The following is a 15830-nucleotide window of genomic DNA, read 5'->3' on the forward strand; positions in this document are numbered from 1 at the left end:
GTGGCCGGGTGAGGGGGGAAGCGGAGGGGAGAGCGGGTGAGCGAGCGGCGAGCGGTGGTCAGGCGCCGGTCTGCTCGGTGGCGGCCCGGCGCAGAGCGGCCGGGTCACGCAGGGTCTTGCCGGTGGTGGTGCGGGGGAGGGCGGGCAGCACGTGCAGCTGCCGAGGACGCTTGTAGGCGGCCAACTCCTTTGCTACGTAATGCTGGACGGCGGCGACTGTGGTGTCCCGCAGGGCCAGGTAGGCGTTGATCCCGCCGTCGTGGACGACCACGGCCTCGGTCACGCCCGGTGCCGCGGCGATGGTCCGTTCGACCTCGGTGAGGTCGACCTTCAGGCCGCCGATCGCTACCTGGGAGTCGAGCCGGCCCAGAATGCTGACCAGGCCGGTCGCCGGATCGATGGTGGCGGCGTCCCGGGTGTGCAGCCAACCCTCGCTCCAGCGGCTGGGATCGCTGAGGCCGAGGTAGGGGCAGGAGGCGGCGGCGATGAGCAGCTCGCCCTGCGCCACCCGCAGCTCCATGCCGTGCGCGGGCTGCACCGCAGGATAGTGACGGCCAGTCAGATCCGTTGCGATCATGCCGAGTTCGGTCATCCCGAACATGGTCCCGAGGGGAACGTCGAAGCGTTCGCGGAACGCCTCGGCGAGCCCTGGCCGGGTCAGCTCGCCGGCGACGATCATGCGGCGCAGCGCCGCGGGCCGGTCCGATGTCCGGGGCTGGGCCGTCGCCGCCGATCGGTCCTTGGCGGGTAGCGCGGCCAGCAGTTCGGCGTAGAACGGCACGCCGAGCACGGTGGTGGGTCGGTCGTCGGCCGCCACGGCCTGCAGGATGCCGACGCCGGTCAGCCGCTCGGGGAAGTGCAGCTGTACTCCGGCGTGCAGACTCTGCAGCAACCCGCCGACCAGTCCCAGGACATGGACTGCGGAGGCCAGCAGCACCACCCGCTCGCCCCGTCGCGGATAGTCCAACAGCCGGTCATAGCGGTCGAGTTCGCGGATCAGGGCGTCCGGACCGCGGGCGATCACCTTGCTCGGGCCGGTGGAGCCCGAGCTGAGCTGGATCAGGCAGTGCGCGCTCGCCGCCGCCCGGCCGTCCGGGCGGCGGGTGAGCACCGGGTCGACCTGGCTGTAGCCGCGCATCGCGGCGCCCCCGGCCGCCCCTGCCGTCACCAGGAACTGTGGGGCGAGGCGGTCCAGCGCGCGGGCGACCTCAGCCTCGGTCAGCCGGTGGTCGAGCAGGCTGACCTGCGCGCCGATCCGCCAGGCCGCGAGCAGGACGGTGATGTAGCCGAGGGAGGGCGGTAGTCGCAGGCTGATGGTGCCGCCTGGTTGGAGGCCGACCCGGGAGAGCTGGTGCTGCTGTTCGGTCACCAGGTCGATCAGTTCGCCGCGAAGCACGCTCCGGCCCAGGTGCAGGCACGGTTCGTCCGGTTCGCCGGCGAGGAGGTAGCGGTCGACCCAGCCGCCGAGTGATAACGGCTGGGGTAATGGTCTCGGGCCGTTGGAATCCGACAACGCGACTCCCAGTTAGGGGGGTTGCGAGAAATAGATGTGAAGAATGCTGTTCCGTTCCCGTGTCGTGAGACTCCCACAGCCGCCGATCCAGGGTCAAGGCTCTCGTGACGCCGAATGATCAGAACCTCAGCTGAGATGAACGAGGACTGTCTTCCCTGGCCTGGAAGAGGAGTTGAGCAGGCCACGATGGCCAGGTCAGGACGATGAAGTCGCCGAAATGCGTGACGTCCGTGATGATCTGTTCCATACTCAGTTGTGCTTGGCAGCAAGAGAGTTGATCTTCCCGGACAGCTCCCGGACGGTGGGCCTCGAGGGTGTCCGACGGGGCGGAGCCGGAGGGCGGGTCCGGGTGGTCGGCCGGATGACAGTCACCGCTCGCGGACCTCTCGCGTCTGCCCGGCGAGTCGTGAGCGGAAGCGGTGTAGCGTCGTCGGACGGCAGCGGACGGACGACCCGGGAGGAGCACATGCGGCGACGGAGTGCGGGTCCCGCCGGGCGTCGGGTCCTGTCACGGGTAGGACTGCTGCTCCTCACGCTGCTCCTGACGCCGGCTGCGGCCGGCTGCGGCGGACCGGACCGGCCGCGCCCCGGGCCGCAGCGGGCGCTGCCGCCGACCCGTCCGGTGATCGGGATCGCCTACGGTGACCGGCTGGTCTGGAACTCGGACGCCGACCTGGGCGCCGCGCTGGACACCGCGGTCCAGGTGGGAGCGACCACCGTGCGCGCCGATCTGTCCTGGGACGACGTCCAGCACGACGGGCGCGGGCAGTACGCCTGGCAGGGATTCGACCGGGTGGTCACGGCCGCTGCCGCGCGCGGGCTCACCGTGCTGCCGGTGCTCACCGGCACGCCGCCGTGGGCCCGTTCACCGGGCTGCGCGGTGCCGGCCTGCGGCCCGCACGACGCCGCGCAGTTCGCTGCCTTCGCGGCAGCCGCGGCCGGCCGCTACGCGCCGCGCGGGGTGCACGACTGGGAGATCTGGAACGAGCCCAACACGGCCGCGTTCTGGTCCCCGGCCCCGGACCCGGTCGGCTACGCGGCCACGGTCCGGGCCGCCGCCGCTGCCCTGCGCCACGCCGACCGGCACGCTGTGGTGGTCCTCGGCGGCCTGGCTTCGGTCACCGCCAAGCAGGGGGATCTGACGGCGACCGACTTCCTGGCACAGGTTGCCGCCCACGGTGGGACCCGGGTGGTCGACGCGGTCGGCTACCACCCCTACAGCTATCCCTATCTGCCCAGTGCCAGCACCTCCTTCGGTACCGCCTGGGAGCAGATCGACCGGACCAGGACCAGCCTGCGCAGCGTGCTGACCGCCACCGGCACGCCCGGACTGCCGATCTGGATCACCGAGGTCGGCGCGCCCACCGGCGGTCCGGGTGCGGCCTCGGACGGTACTCCGACCGACATCGGGCCCGACACCACCCACGTCACCGAGGCCCGCCAGGCCCAGATCGCGGCCGACGCGGTGCGCACGGCAGCCGCCGATCCGGGGATCGGCGAGCTGATCTGGTACACCGACCGGGACAACGCGGCGGCCACCGGCGGGGGTTCGAGCGGCAGCACCGAGGACTGGTACGGGCTGCGCCGGGCCGACGGCAGCGCCAAGCCGGCCCTCGACGCGCTGCGCGCGGCCGTCGCCCAACTGCGGGCCGGCGCGAGCGGGCAGGCCGGCGCGACCGAACAGGCCGGTGCGACCGTGCAGGCCAGCGTGACCGTGCAGGCCGGTGCGACCGTGCCGGCCGCCGCAGCCACCACCACCGGTGCCGGCGCCCAGCAGGCCGTCAGCCCAGCGCCTTGAACAGCGCCAGGTAGCGGCCCGTCAACTCCGGCCAGGCGTACCGCTCGGCGACCTCCCGGCGCCCCGCAAGGCCCAGCCGCTCGGCGGTGCCCGGCTCGGTGAGCAGCCGCCGGCAGGCAGCGGCCAGCGCGGCCGGGTCGCCGGGCGGCACCAGCAGCCCGGTCACACCGTCGGCCACCACGTGCGGGATGCCGCCGACCGCCGAGCCGACCACGGGAGTGCCGCAGGCCATCGCCTCGATCAGGGCCATCCCGAAGGACTCGGCCGAGCTGAGCGAGGGCAGCACCAGCAGTGCGGCCGACTGGAGTTCAGCGACCAGATCGGTGCCGGTGAGCGCCCCGGTGAAGGTGACCCGGTCGGCCAGGCCGAGCGTCTGGGCCATGGCCCGGTGCTCGGGTACCGCGTCGCCGTCCCCGACCAGGCGCAGCCGGGCCTCGGGCAGGTCGTTCAGTGCCGCGAAGGCCTCCAGCAGCACCGGCACGCCCTTCCAGGCCGAGGTCCGGTCCAGCCGCCCGACGTAGAGCACGGTGGCGGTGCGCCGCGCCAGTGGCGGCCCCGGGGTGAACCGCTCGAGGTTCACCCCCGGCGGGATCTGCCGGGCGCCGCGCCGGCCGGCCGCCAGGGAGACCGGCGAGACCGCGACCAGCGCTCGGGACCGGGCGAACACCCTTGGCAGCAGCAGGCGTTCGTAGGCGCCGATGATCCGGTCCACGCCGCGCCGACCCTTGCTCATCGAGCCGGCGTGGTAGGTCAGCACGGCGGGCCGCGAGCCGCTGACGGCCACTGCCAGATCGCCCAGGCCCGGCACCGGGGCGTGCGCGTTGACCACATCCACCTCCAGCCGGCGCAGCCAGTAGGGCAGTTGCCACAGCCAGAGCGGGTTGACCGGGGTGTTGGAGAGCCGGGCCCAGGTGCCCAGCCGGATCACCGGCACGCCGTCCTCGACCTGGACCGTGGTGCGTCGGCCCGCCGTGTTGCTGGTGATCACGGCGGCCCGCAGCCCGGGGTCCGCGGCCACCGCCCCGGCGATCCGGGCGGCGTAGTGCTCCACCCCGCCGATCTTCGGCGGGTAGTACGGCGCGACCACCGCCACCGCGCGCCGGCGGGTGCGGGCGAGCGCCCGGTCGAAGACCTCGGCGGTCCGGTCGGCCTGGCGATCCCAGGAGAGTGTGCCGGCCACCCGGTCGCGGCCCGCCGCCCCGAGTCGGGCGGCGAGCTGATGGTCAGTCAGAACCCTGACCAGTGCGGCGGTCAGTCCACTGTTGTCGCCCGGGTCGGTGAGCAGCCCGTGCCCGCCCTCGGTCACCAGCGAGGGAATGCCGCCGACCCGGGTGCTGACCACCGGGCGGCCGCTGGCCATCGCCTCGACCAGCACGGTGGGGAAGCTGTCGTAGTGGGTCGGCAACGCCAGTACCCGGGCCCGGCGGTAGGCCTCGGCCAGCTCGGGGCCGCACAGCCGACCGAGGAACCGGACCCGGTCGGCGACGCCCAGCCGGTGGGCCAGCCGCTGGTACTCGCGGGCCGCCGAACCGTCACCGGCCACCTCCAGCCTTACCTCGGGAAGCACTTGGGTGATCGCGGCGACGGCGTGCAGCAGGTCGGGCAGCCCCTTGTACGCGGTGGCCCGGTCCAGCGAGCCGGCGAACAGGATCAGCGGCTCGGCGGGCACCGGGCTCGCGCTGAAGCGCCGCAGGTCCACGCCGGGCGGGATGGTGACGGCCCGGCCGGCGAAGTACCGGGCCAGGTCGGCCCGGACGTGGTCGGAGGAGCAGATCAGCTCGTCGGCCCGGCGCACGGTGCCGGCCAGCACGGTGTGCTCGTAGAGGGCGCAGGCCGCGGCGCGCAGCGGGTCGCTGCGGCGCATCCGGCCGGTGTGGTAGGTCAGCACGAAGGGGCGGCCGCCGCAGGCGCGGGCGGCGGCGTCGGCGAACAGCGGCACCGGGGCGTGCGCGTTGACCAGATCGACCCGCTCCTGCTGGATCAGGCGGCGCAGCGCCCGCTGCCAGCCGGTGCCCACCGGGGTGCGGGAGATGCGCAGCGGGGCCGGCAGGCGGTGCACCACGATGCCGTCCGGCTGCTCCAGTCGTCCGGTTCGCAGGCCCCCGGACGGCGGCTCGCTCGGGTGCGCCGCACCCGGGTCGGCTCCGCCCGCGGTCGCCGCGACCACCACCCGGTAGCCGTGCCGGTCCGTCAACTGCCGTGCCAGCTCCCAGGTGTACTGCTCAACCCCGCCGAGGTCCGGCGGGAAGTAGGGGGTGGCCAGCAGCACCGTCGGCCTGCTCGCGCGCTCGCTCGCGCGCTCGCTCACGCGCCCGCTCCCACCGGGCGGCGCTCGGCGGCGGCGCGCAGCAGCCCCGGCAACTCCTCGGCCCGGGCGACGTAGCCCGGCAGCCGGGTGGCCAGGGTGTGCAGGTACTCGCCGCGCCCCGCGTCCAGCCGGGCCAGCAGCGTGCCCAGGCTCGCGGTGGACACCTCGGCGATCGGCAGCACCCACTGCTCCAGCCCCAGATCGCGCATGATGCCACGGGTCTTGTGCTCGTACTCGATCGCGATGCACGGCACACCGCTGGTCAGCGCGAAGATCACCGAGTGGAACCGGGTGCCCAGCACCCAGGCGCACTCCGCGTACAGGCTCTTCAACTCGCGGAAGTCGACCCGGTCGTCCACCCGCAACGGGGGTGCCGCGCAGTAGCCGGCGATCCGCCGCTCCACGATCCGGTCGTCGTCGCCCAGGTAGTCGGTAGTGACCTGGGGGATCAGCACCACCTCGGAGCCGCCGGCCCGGATCGTGTCGATGGTCGAGGCCAACGCCCGTTCGTAGAGCTGCTGTTGCTCCGGGGCGAGCCACTGACGGGCCGTCACCCCGACCAGTGGCACCTCGGCGGCCACGCCGAGCCGCTCCCGCCAGTCGCCGAGAGCGGGCGGCGCGAAGGCGAAGCCGGAGTCGACCGAGCGGCGCACCGGCAGCCCGCGCACCCCGCATCCGGCCAGGATGTCCACGCTCACGTCCTCCCTGGCCAGCGCGAACGCCGCGCGGCGCACCACGTGGGCGGCCAACCGGCGTTGGGCCGGGGCCGGGAACGGGCCGAAGGACTGCGGGGCCAGCACCACCGGCACGCCGCGCCGCTCGGCCAGCAGCAGCGGCAGCACCACGTAGAAGACGTTCTGGTAACCATCCAGCCCCGGACGGGCGTTGAAGTAGCCGCCGCCCATCGAGACCACCAGGTCGGCCGCGGCGACCGCGTCCGCCTCCCGGCGCACCTCGGCGGGCAGCAGCGGGCGCAGCACCCGGCTGACCGGGCGGGACAGCAGCAGCGTGAGCGGGGCGGCCAGCATCCCGGCGGCCTTGCGCAGGATCCGGCGCGGGGTGGAGACGGTGGCGTCGGCCACGTAGCGGCGGATCGACCCGATGTTCTCGACCCCCTCGAAGGCCGGATGGACGCGCGGGTCCTCCATCCCGGCCACCTGGATCCGGGCCTGCGGGAACGCCGCGCGGACCTGGCGCAGGCAGACCGCGAGCAGCGCGGCGTCGCCGGCGTTCTCGCGCACATAGGCGTTGACGACCAGGATGTTCATGCGGGGACGCTCCGTTCGGAAGGGCGGTGCGAGGCGGCTGGGCGGTGCACGGCGGCCGAGTCGGCCGAGGCAGCCAGACCGGCTGAGTTGTCCGGGTCGGCCGGCCCGGCAGGAGAAGCGGCCCGGAGGTGGGGCCGGCGGCGCAGCGCGACCAGCGCGACCAGGCCGGAGGCGAGGTTGCCCAGCCCCCAGGCCCAGCCGAACCAGAGCAGCCCGTGCCCGGCCCACAGCAGGGCCAGGCCGATGGTGACCACCGCGTAGACGACGTTGCTCCAGACCAGCGCGGCCATCCGCTGGGCTAGTTTGACCGCGAAGCTGGCCCAGGTGTTCAGCGCGACCGCGGCCGTGCCCAGCGCCAGCACCACCAGCAGGCCCTGGGCGCGGGCCGGGTAGTCGCCGCCGAACAGCCGCAGCAGCAGATGGCTGCCGCCGGCCAGCACGGCGGCGGCCGGCAGCTGCACCAGCGCGATCAGCTTGGCCGACCGGCGCAGCACCGGGGCGAAGCGGGACTCGTCGGCGGAGATCTCGGCGAACATCGACTCGCTCACCGCGAACGAGACCGCGTTGGCCAGGTTCGCGACCTGGAAGGCGACAAAGTAGTAGGCGGCGGCCGAACTGCCCAGGCGCTGCAGCACGATCAGCGGCAGCACCAGCAGCGGCAGCAGGTTCAGCAGGCTGGACAGGTAGGTGGCCAGCGAGAAGCCGAGCCGCTCACGCAGCCGGGTGCCGCCGCCGGTGAGTTGGAAGCGCAGGCCGATCCGGCGGCGCAGGAACCAGAACGAGGCCAGTACGGCCACCACCGAGCCGGCCCCGCTCGCGGTGACCAGGCCGAACGCGCCGAGCCCGGTCAGCAGGAACGGCAGCCCCAGCTTGGCCAGGCCCTGCAGCACGCCGTCGACCAGGGTGTTGTACTGCGCGAGCCGCTCACGGATGAAGACCGCGTCGGTCAGCAGGTTGACCGCCGCCAGGGCGCAGAAGAGCACGACCGACACCGCCTGCACCGGGTCGGCGCGCACCGCGAGCAGCCGGCTGCCGTACCAGGGCAGCCCGAGCAGGTAGCCGGTGCCGAGCAGGCAGCCGACCGCGAAGACCACCAGCGCCGCCCGGGTGATCTGCGCGTTCCGCCGCTCGGGCGCGGCGGGGAAGCGCACCAGGGTGTTGTTCAGGCCGCACAGGCTGAAGTAGGCGATCAGCGAGATGGCGTTGGCCAGCGAGGTGGCGGTGCCGACCTGGGCCGGGCTGAACAGGTGGGCGGCGGCCACCCAGAAGAGGAAGCCGAGGCCCGCGGTGGTGACGGTGGCCGCCAGCAGGTAGGCGGAGCTGCGGGCCACCTGGTCGGGACCGGTGCGCTCAGCCGGGGTCGGCCTGATCCGTGCGTGCTTGGCCGATGCGGGCATGGCCTGACTCCTCGGGCGGGCGGGCCGCGCGCAGCCGCAGGAGCAGCAGCGCGACGGCGGACAGGGCGAAGCAGCCGGCCGCCGTGGTTCCCTCGGTGGGGACGGTGGCGAAGTGGGTCAGCTGCCGGTCGATGGTCCACGGATGGGTCAGCGAGTTGACGCACAGATAGGCCCAGGCGAGCAGCGGATAGCCGGTCAGGGTGCGCAGCAGGGCCTCGACCCGGTCCCGGTGGGCGCCGCTCGGTCGCCACCACGGCGGTGCGGCGGGGCGCAGCCCGCGGCTCAGGTGGGCCAGCGCGGAGAGCGCGAAGCACAGGGCGCCGAAGGTGTCGCGGCGCAGTGGCAGCCAGGAGCTGAGCGGGCCGGACAGCGAGTCCGGGCGGCAGGCGGCCCAGACGGCGATGTACAGCCAGCCGAGCAGGCCGTGGACCAGCGCCACGTCGAGCAGCGGCCCCACCGCGCGCCGCGCCCGGGCCGTCCACCGTGCCAGGGCTGCCCACCGGGCCCGCGGCGGCCGGCGGTTCATCCGGGCCCGGCCGCCGCTGCTGCTGCCGTCGCGGCCGGCACCTCGCCGCCGGCCGCCGCGTAGTGGCCGCGCAGCGCGTGGACGTGCTCGGGCCAGCCGAAGCTGCGTTTGGCGTAGGCCCGTGCGTAGTGGCCCATCCGTTCCCGCCGGGCGGGGTCCGCGGCCAGCGCGGCCAGCTCGGCGCGCAGCCGTTCGGCGTCCCGGGGGAGCAGGCTGACGCCGGTCCGGTCCAGCGCGTACGGCGCGTATCCCGGATCGTCGGTGGTGACCACCGGCAGGCCGGCCGCCATCGCCTCCTGCACGGTGAGCGGGAAGCCCTCGGCGGTGGAGGGCAGCGCGAAGACGTCGCAGGCCCGGTACGCCTCGGCTACCTGATCCTGCGTCAGATCGCCGAGGTGATGTACCCCTTGGGCGTCGGTGACCGGGACGCCCGAGCCGCCGGTGCCGACGAAGACCAGGTCGTAGTCGGGGCCGGCCGCCGCCCGCAGCAGGTCGTAGCCCTTCTTCGGGACCAGCCGGCCGACGAAGAGCACCAGCACCCGGTCCAGCGGCAGCCCGAACCGCTGCCGGGCCCGGCGCACTTCGTCGGGCGAGTCGGCCGGACGGAACCGCACGGTGTCCACGCCGTTGGCCAACTGCCGTACCGCGGAAGGCTGGGCGCCGTGCTCCAGGGTGAAGCGGCGCACCGAGTCGTTCAGCACCAGCACCCGCCGGGCCCGCCGCAGCAGGGCCCGCCCGAAGGTCCGGTAGACCGCCCGCTGCACCCCGCGCACCAGGGCCGAGGGGTGCGCCACCAGGCCGACGTGCTGGGTGAGCACCAGCGGAGTGCCGGTGAGCAGGGCTGCCACCCAGGCGGCCCAGGAGGTCGGGTAGAGGCAGTCGTGCACGTGGACCACCTCGGCCCGGCGGGCCTCGCGCACCGCCCGGGTCAGCAGCCCGGGGCCCGGCACCGGGAACGGGACGCCGGTGCGCCGCTCGATCCCGTTCCAGGCGGCCTGCCGCAGCACCGTGACGCCCGCCTCCCGGTCGGCCGAGGTGCGCCGACCACCGCTGGTCAGCACTGTCACCTCGACGCCCTGGCCGGCGAGTTGCTCGGCCTCGTGGCGCACCACCTGCTCGATCCCGCCCACGTGCGGCGGGTAGTAGTGGCTGACCAGCAGCACCCGGTGGGCCCGTGCGCCGCTGGGTCCGCTGGGTCCGCTGGAGCCGGTGGCGTCGGCGCTGCTCGCGGTCATCGGAAGATCTCCGCTCCGTTGCTGCTGTAGATCTCGTTCTTGGTGCTGTCGAGCAGGTTCATCGGGTAGCGGTAGGTCACCAGATCGCCTCGGTAGAAGGTGGTCGCCTCGTCCTTGGTCACCGTGGTGGTGCCGAGGAAGACATAGGAGTTCGTCCCGATCAGGGTCGGATAGATGTCGTCCAGGGCGCGGCCGTGGATCAGGGTCTGCAGCCGGCTGAAGGTGTAGCGGTCGGTCTGCACCTCGGACTGCACGTCCTGCCGCTGGTCGTCGCTGGTGAGCTGCTCCAACCAGTTGATCGCGGTGCGCTCCTGCGGCTGCACGTAGTAGATGTCGTAGTACTGGCCCGCGTTGTTGAGGTTGAGCTGCGGCGGGTAGCCGCCGACCAACTGCGGGACCACGCCGGTCAGATCGAGGAAGAAGGCGACCGCCAGGGTGCCGGCCAGCGGCAGGGTCCAGCGTTTGGCCCAGCGGAACACCCAGAGCGAACCGGCCGCGATGAACGGGCCGAAGAAGAGCAGGCCCTGCTGGAAGGCGCGCAGCACCCCGTAGTCCACCGACAGTTGGGGCAGCACGGTGAGCAGGCCGATCACCGCCACCATGGCGATGCTCAGGGTGACCTGGTCGCGCGCGGGTCGGAAGGACCGGCGGCGGGACCAGAGGCAGACCGCGAGCCCGATCAGCAGCAGGAGTTGCAGCAGGTCGGCGGCCCACTTGCGGACCAGGGTGTTGGCGCCCACCACGTTCAGGCCGGTGCGCTGCAGGGCCCGGCCCAGTGCGGTGAGCGGCAGGTTCGGCTCGCTGACCGCCTGGATCCGGTACTGCTGCACCTGCTGCAGCGGCAGGTAGTCGCCGGCCGCCCGGCTCTGCGTGGTCAGTTGCAGGGTGTCCTGCTGGTACTGGCTCAGCCGCTGCTGCGGGCTGACCGCCTGCCCGCCGAGCAGGCTGTAGGAGGTGTCCGAGGAACCGGACTGCGCCTGTGCCGGGTCGACGGCCTCCTGCACGGTCGCGCTGACCGTGCTGCGCAGTTGGCCGCCGGTGCCGGTGAGCGGTCCGGTCCACAGCACCGCGGCCACGGCGGTGGCCAGCACCATCCACCAGGTCACGAAGCCGACCGCCGCGCCGCGCTCGCGCCCGGTGCGCCGTGCCCGCAGCCGGGCCGCCAGCCGCCAGAGGTGGTCGGTGGCCAGCGCGAACGCGAGCACCAGGACCACCACGTAGGTGGTGGAGTAGTGCGAGAGCACCACGCCGCCCATCAGCCCGGTGAACGCCACCCGGCGCCGCGCCAGCGGCCGGCCGCGGTCGGTGAGCACCACCATCGCGCCGCCCAGCAGCAGGAAGGCGATCTCCTGGCGGGCCAGGTAGGTCATGTCGGTGAAGAACGTGGGGAAGGCGACGAAGTAGAGCGCCGAGAGCAGCGCGACGATCCGCTGGGCCACGTTGCGCACCGAGCGGTAGACCATCGGCGCGATCAGCGCGAACAGCAGCGGGAAGAGGGCCTTGAAGACGTACAGCCCGCTGATCCCGGTCAGCCGGGCGAACGCGGTGGGCAGCAGGGTGATGCTCAGGCAGGCGTTGTACGGGTCGCGGAAGGCGGCGATCTGCCAGCGCTCGGAGGTGAACGCCAACTCGAAGACCTCGTACTCGCGCTGGATGTCGTGCCCGGTGATGAACCAGCCGCGCAGCGAGGTGAGCAGCAGCAGCGCGGCCGCCAGCAGGAACAGGCCCAGGCCCAGCACCGCCTCGGGGTAGCGCCGCCGCCCGCGCAGCAGTTGGACGAAGAGCCCGGCCATCGCCACCAGGGCGAGCATGGCCACGGTGTCGCCCAGGCCGTTGTTCAGCCGGATCGCGCCCGCCACGCTGAGCAGCAGGCAGCCGCCGCCCAGCAGCGCCACGGCGCGCAAGCCCGGGACGCGGGAGCGGCCGGCTGCTGTGCGCCTGGCTGCTGAGCGCTCGGCCGCCCTGGGCCCGGTGACCCCGGAGTTGGCGACCCCGGGCTTGACGACCCCGGGCCCGGCGACCGCGCCGGACGGCTCGGGCAGCACCCAGGCCAGCAGCAGCACGGTCAGCGCCGCGCCCAGGGTCAGCGGGGCCTCGCGCAGCGGCCGGCCGTCGCCGAGCAGCGGCAGCGCGGTGTTCAGCGCCAACTCGCCGACCAGGTCGGTGCCGACCGCCAGCGCCACCGCGACCAGCGCCCGCCCGTCCCTGGTGCTGACGAACCGGTCCGCGAAGCCGTACCAGAGCAGCAGCGGCGCGCCGAGCAGCAGCCAGCACCCGGCCACCACCAGCAGCGGGACCGGCAGGCCCGGCAGCAGCTCCAGACCGGCGGCCGCCGCGGTGCCCGCCAGCACGGCCCACCGCGCGGTGCTGCGCCGCACGGCCGCCGCCGTCAACTGCCCGACCCGCGGCACCCGTACCCGCCGGGCCCGCGCGCTCATGCCAGCACCTGCTCGTAGACGCGTTCCACCCGGCGGACCACCGCGTCCCAGGCGAAGGTGGGCGCGATGGCCGCGCTGCGCTCGGCGAGTTCGCGGCGCAGTGCCGGATCCCCGGCCACCGAGTCGATCGCCCGAGCCAGTGCGGCGGGTTCGGGCGCGGCCAGCAGCCCCACCCCGCCCAGCAGTTCGGTGTTCCCGGGGACATCGGTGGCGATCACCGGCAGTGCCGCCGCCATCGCCTCCAGGGCCACCAGCGGCATCCCCTCCTTGTCCGAGGGCAGCACGAAGGCGTCCGCCTGCGCATAGGCGTTCAGCAGTTCGGCGCCCAGCTTGGCGCCGGCGAACTCCACCTGGGTCAGGCCGAGTTCCGCCGTGAGCTGCTCGAGCTCGGCACGCAGCTCGCCGTCGCCCACGATCCGCAGCCGGACCGGCTGGCGGACCAGGCACAGCGCCTCCAGCAGCCGCCCGACGTTCTTCTGCGGGCTCAACCGTCCCACGTAGAGCAGCTCCAGCGGCCGCTCGGACACCTCGCGTGGCGGCATGAAGTAGCTGCGGTCCACTCCGTTGGGCACCACGTGGATCCGCTCCCTGGGCACCGCGTAGGTCCGGTGCACGAAGTCGGACTGGGCGGCGGTCAGCACGATCACCGCCGCCGCGGCGCGCAGCACCGGGCCGAAGACGTGCCGCTTGTAGGCCGGCAGCAGGCGGCCGAACCGGCCGGAGGCGTCCACGTCCAGGTGGAAGTGGAGCAGGAACGGCTGACGCCGCAACTTGGCTGTCAGTGCGACCAGTTCAGGCAGCAGGGCGTGCGCGGAGTGCAGGTGCAGGACGGCGCCGCGCGGGTGGCGCAGCAGGGCCAGCGGCAGGCCCGGGGCCACCGGGGTGTGGGCCAGCTCCAGGCAGCGGTGCCGGCGCACCGTGACGGCGCCCTGCCGGCTGCGGCGCGGCGCGCCCTCGGCGCCGATCGTGGTGGTCAGCACCTGGACCTGGTGGCGGTCGCCGAGCCCGGTGGCCAGCTTCTCCACCACCCGTTCCAGGCCGCCCAGATGCGGCGGGTAGTACGGCGTGATCTGCACGACGGTCCGCATCATGCCGCCAGTCGCAGGAGTTCGCGGTTGGTCAGATAGCCGACGCCGGGACGGAAGGCGATGTGCGCCAGCACCCGTTCCAGTCGCTGCCAGTCGCCGCGCGCCGCCACCTCCCAGCTGTGGCCCCACAGGTGGAACACGCCGCCCTCGCGCAGGCAGCGGTCGAACCAGTGGATCGCCAACTCGTCCCAGGCCAGGAAGAGTCGGGTCGCCGTCCAGGGCCGTCCGGCGGCCAGCCGCAGCGCCAGCGGCGCGTCCACCCGGTGGGCATAGGCGTTGACCGTGGTGTCCAGCTCCAGGGCCCGGCCGGGCACCAGGCTGCTGCGGCGCACCGTGCGGGCCAGTGTGAAGCCGGCCTGCTCGACCAGGCGCACCTGGGCCGGGGTGTACTCGCCGCGCGGGTAGCAGAAGCTGGTCACCGGACTGCCGATGATGTCCTCCAACTCGCTGCGCCCGGCGCTGATCTCCTCGGCCGCCGCGGCCTGCGACAGTTGAGGCAGCCGCTGGTGGGTCAGAGTGTGGCCGCCGATCTCGAAGCGCTCGGCCAACTCCCTGATGCCGTCGGCCGACAGCCGCTCCTGTGGGCTGAACTCCCGGTTGCGCGGCGCGATGTAGAAGGTGCCGGGCAGGCGGTAGCGCTCCAGCAGGGCGGCCAGTCGGGGGTCGAGGACGTGCCCGTCGTCCCAGCTGGTGGTGACGGTGACCGGGGGCCGGGGGCTGGTTGGTCCGGCCTGGCCGGTCGCTCCGGTCGGGCCGGGGTCGGTTGTTGAGGTCATGGTGTCGAGGCCTTGGGTTCGGGGGACGCGGCGGTCTGGAAGCTGTAGCGCAGGGTCTGGTCGGTGCCCACCAGGGCCACCTGGACCACCTCGTCCGACTCGGTCAGCGGAAGGCGGACCGTGGTACTGACCGGGGTGTTCGGCTCGGGGAGCAGCGTGACGGTGCTGCCGCCGGTCACCGTGCCTGCGGGCGTGGTGAGTTGGACCCGCAGCTGCAGGCCGGCCGTGTGCGTCCCGTGCTGCACCAGCGAGAGCGGGATCACCGCCTGGCCGCCGGCGGCGGTCGGCAGCTGGGTGAAGTACAACTCGTCGTAGTTCGCGGGGATCTCGGTGAAGGACTGCCGTACCGCCAGCCGCACCGCCGGCTGCGACCAGAGCAGTGCCCCGGTGAGCGCCGCGGCCAGGATCACGACCACCGGCACGGCGAGCCGCCGCCCGCGCGGGGGCCGGCCGTGCCCCGGTCCCCGGTGCCCGCCCGGTCGCCTGGACGACCGGGCAGGCCCTGCGGGTCGGACCTCGGCCCGCCTCAGAGTGGAGGTCATGCGTTGTCGTACTCCGGCGAGCCGGTCATCGCGCGGTGCAGCACCGGCCGGCTCTTGCGGAAGTTGTGCTCGAAGAGCTGGCGCAGGTTCTGGGTGCCGTCCCGGAAGGCGTTGAGCTTCACCTCGCCGCCCCGCTTGCGGTACTCGATCGGCAGCTCCAGGTAGCGGTAACCCGCCCTGGTGGCAGCGTTCTTGATCTCCTGGGAGAAGGACATGCCGGTGGACCGGACATCCAGCCGCGACCAGACGTAGCGGCGGAACACCCACATCCCGGACTGCGAGTCACGCAGGTCGTTGCGGAACAGGACCCGGCTGATCGCGCTCAGCACGCGGTTGGCCAGGGTGTGGGAGGGCTTCATGGCCGCGCTGTTGGCGCGACCCAGCCGGTCGGTGGTCATGAACTCGACGTCGTGGTCGAGTAACGTGCGCAGCAGGTGCGGCAGCGCGTCGAACGGGTAGGTGCGGTCGGCGTCGCCGGTGGCGATCACCTCGCCGGTGGCGGCATCGAAGCCGGCCCGGTAGGCGTTGCCGTAGCCGCGCGCGGGCTGGTGGACCACCCGGGCGCCGAGCGTGCGGGCCAACTCGCCGGTCCCGTCGGTGGAGCCGTTGTCGACGACCACCACCTCGGTCTCCCAGCCCTCTTCCTTGAGGTGCTGGAAGGGAATGCTCGCCATCACGGCGGGCAGGTTTTCGGCCTCGTTGAGCGCGGGTATGACGATCGACAGAGTGTTCAAGTGAGCTCCTCTGGCAGGCGGAGATCATCGCTGGACGGTACGACTCCGCGCTGGCACGTGGAGTCGGTGGAGCCGCGCCTGGCAGCGCGGTTGACGCACCCTTCGGCGCCGTCGGGCATGACGCCCTGACGGTCGTGATCCGTACGGGTGGAGTGATGGGCACGAAGTGGGCGGCCGGGTGCCACCGGTGGGTTCGGTGAACCCTGG

At 73.5% G+C, this 15830-nt stretch carries 12 protein-coding genes; 1 reads left to right on the plus strand and 11 read right to left on the minus strand.

Annotated elements, in window-relative coordinates; all coding sequences use genetic code 11:
* Positions 1-58 precede the first annotated feature (58 nt).
* Complete coding sequence (locus OG403_RS33115; RefSeq protein WP_329570971.1) at positions 59-1513, minus strand: class I adenylate-forming enzyme family protein; 1455 nt, start codon at positions 1511-1513, stop codon at positions 59-61.
* Between the two features lie 466 nt (positions 1514-1979).
* Between OG403_RS33115 and OG403_RS33120 the strand changes: the two genes are divergently transcribed.
* Entirely contained in the window at positions 1980-3311 is a 1332-nt protein-coding gene (locus tag OG403_RS33120; RefSeq protein WP_329570973.1) for a cellulase family glycosylhydrolase, read from the plus strand.
* Here OG403_RS33120 and OG403_RS33125 read toward each other — a convergent pair.
* From OG403_RS33125 to OG403_RS33170, 10 genes are all read right to left on the minus strand, one after another.
* Positions 3295-5619, minus strand: a complete 2325-nt coding sequence (locus OG403_RS33125; RefSeq protein ID WP_329570975.1) for a glycosyltransferase family 4 protein — start codon at positions 5617-5619, stop codon at positions 3295-3297. The genes OG403_RS33120 and OG403_RS33125 overlap by 17 nt on opposite strands.
* Positions 5616-6887, minus strand: coding sequence for a polysaccharide pyruvyl transferase family protein (locus OG403_RS33130; RefSeq protein WP_329570977.1), 1272 nt, complete (start codon positions 6885-6887; stop codon positions 5616-5618). The genes OG403_RS33125 and OG403_RS33130 overlap by 4 nt, the downstream gene beginning before the upstream one ends.
* Entirely contained in the window at positions 6884-8284 is a 1401-nt protein-coding gene (locus OG403_RS33135) for a lipopolysaccharide biosynthesis protein (RefSeq protein WP_329570979.1), read from the minus strand. Before OG403_RS33135 ends, OG403_RS33130 begins: the two co-directional genes overlap by 4 nt.
* Positions 8238-8810 carry a hypothetical protein gene (locus tag OG403_RS33140; protein WP_329570981.1) on the minus strand — a complete coding sequence of 191 codons (573 nt, stop codon included), beginning with the start codon at positions 8808-8810 and terminating at the stop codon, positions 8238-8240. The genes OG403_RS33135 and OG403_RS33140 overlap by 47 nt, the downstream gene beginning before the upstream one ends.
* Positions 8807-10045: a glycosyltransferase family 4 protein gene (locus OG403_RS33145; RefSeq protein WP_329570983.1), complete on the minus strand. Its 1239-nt coding sequence runs from the start codon at positions 10043-10045 to the stop codon at positions 8807-8809. The genes OG403_RS33140 and OG403_RS33145 overlap by 4 nt, the downstream gene beginning before the upstream one ends.
* Complete coding sequence (locus tag OG403_RS33150) at positions 10042-12483, minus strand: DUF2206 domain-containing protein (RefSeq protein ID WP_329570985.1); 2442 nt, start codon at positions 12481-12483, stop codon at positions 10042-10044. The genes OG403_RS33145 and OG403_RS33150 overlap by 4 nt, the downstream gene beginning before the upstream one ends.
* On the minus strand, positions 12480-13574 hold the full coding sequence (locus tag OG403_RS33155; protein ID WP_329570987.1) for a glycosyltransferase family 4 protein: 1095 nt from the start codon (positions 13572-13574) through the stop codon (positions 12480-12482). Before OG403_RS33155 ends, OG403_RS33150 begins: the two co-directional genes overlap by 4 nt.
* A complete protein-coding gene (locus OG403_RS33160; protein WP_329570989.1) occupies positions 13571-14347 on the minus strand; it encodes a polysaccharide deacetylase family protein in 777 nt (258 codons plus the stop codon). Before OG403_RS33160 ends, OG403_RS33155 begins: the two co-directional genes overlap by 4 nt.
* Positions 14344-14769 carry a hypothetical protein gene (locus tag OG403_RS33165; protein WP_329570990.1) on the minus strand — a complete coding sequence of 142 codons (426 nt, stop codon included), beginning with the start codon at positions 14767-14769 and terminating at the stop codon, positions 14344-14346. The genes OG403_RS33160 and OG403_RS33165 overlap by 4 nt, the downstream gene beginning before the upstream one ends.
* A 116-nt stretch (positions 14770-14885) precedes the next feature.
* Complete coding sequence (locus OG403_RS33170) at positions 14886-15623, minus strand: glycosyltransferase family 2 protein (protein WP_329570992.1); 738 nt, start codon at positions 15621-15623, stop codon at positions 14886-14888.
* Positions 15624-15830: the final 207 nt, after the last annotated feature.

It is taken from the genome of Kitasatospora sp. NBC_01266 (assembly GCF_036242395.1).
Classification (GTDB): Bacteria; Actinomycetota; Actinomycetes; order Streptomycetales; family Streptomycetaceae; genus Kitasatospora.

Coding starts and splice junctions, on each gene's coding strand:
- OG403_RS33155 (WP_329570987.1), bottom strand. CDS start 13,574: ATGATGCGGACCGTCGTGCAGATCACGCCGTACTACCCGCCGCATCTG.
- OG403_RS33130 (WP_329570977.1), bottom strand. CDS start 6,887: ATGAACATCCTGGTCGTCAACGCCTATGTGCGCGAGAACGCCGGCGAC.
- OG403_RS33135 (WP_329570979.1), bottom strand. CDS start 8,284: ATGCCCGCATCGGCCAAGCACGCACGGATCAGGCCGACCCCGGCTGAG.
- OG403_RS33160 (WP_329570989.1), bottom strand. CDS start 14,347: ATGACCTCAACAACCGACCCCGGCCCGACCGGAGCGACCGGCCAGGCC.
- OG403_RS33120 (WP_329570973.1), top strand. CDS start 1,980: ATGCGGCGACGGAGTGCGGGTCCCGCCGGGCGTCGGGTCCTGTCACGG.
- OG403_RS33140 (WP_329570981.1), bottom strand. CDS start 8,810: ATGAACCGCCGGCCGCCGCGGGCCCGGTGGGCAGCCCTGGCACGGTGG.
- OG403_RS33150 (WP_329570985.1), bottom strand. CDS start 12,483: ATGAGCGCGCGGGCCCGGCGGGTACGGGTGCCGCGGGTCGGGCAGTTG.
- OG403_RS33145 (WP_329570983.1), bottom strand. CDS start 10,045: ATGACCGCGAGCAGCGCCGACGCCACCGGCTCCAGCGGACCCAGCGGA.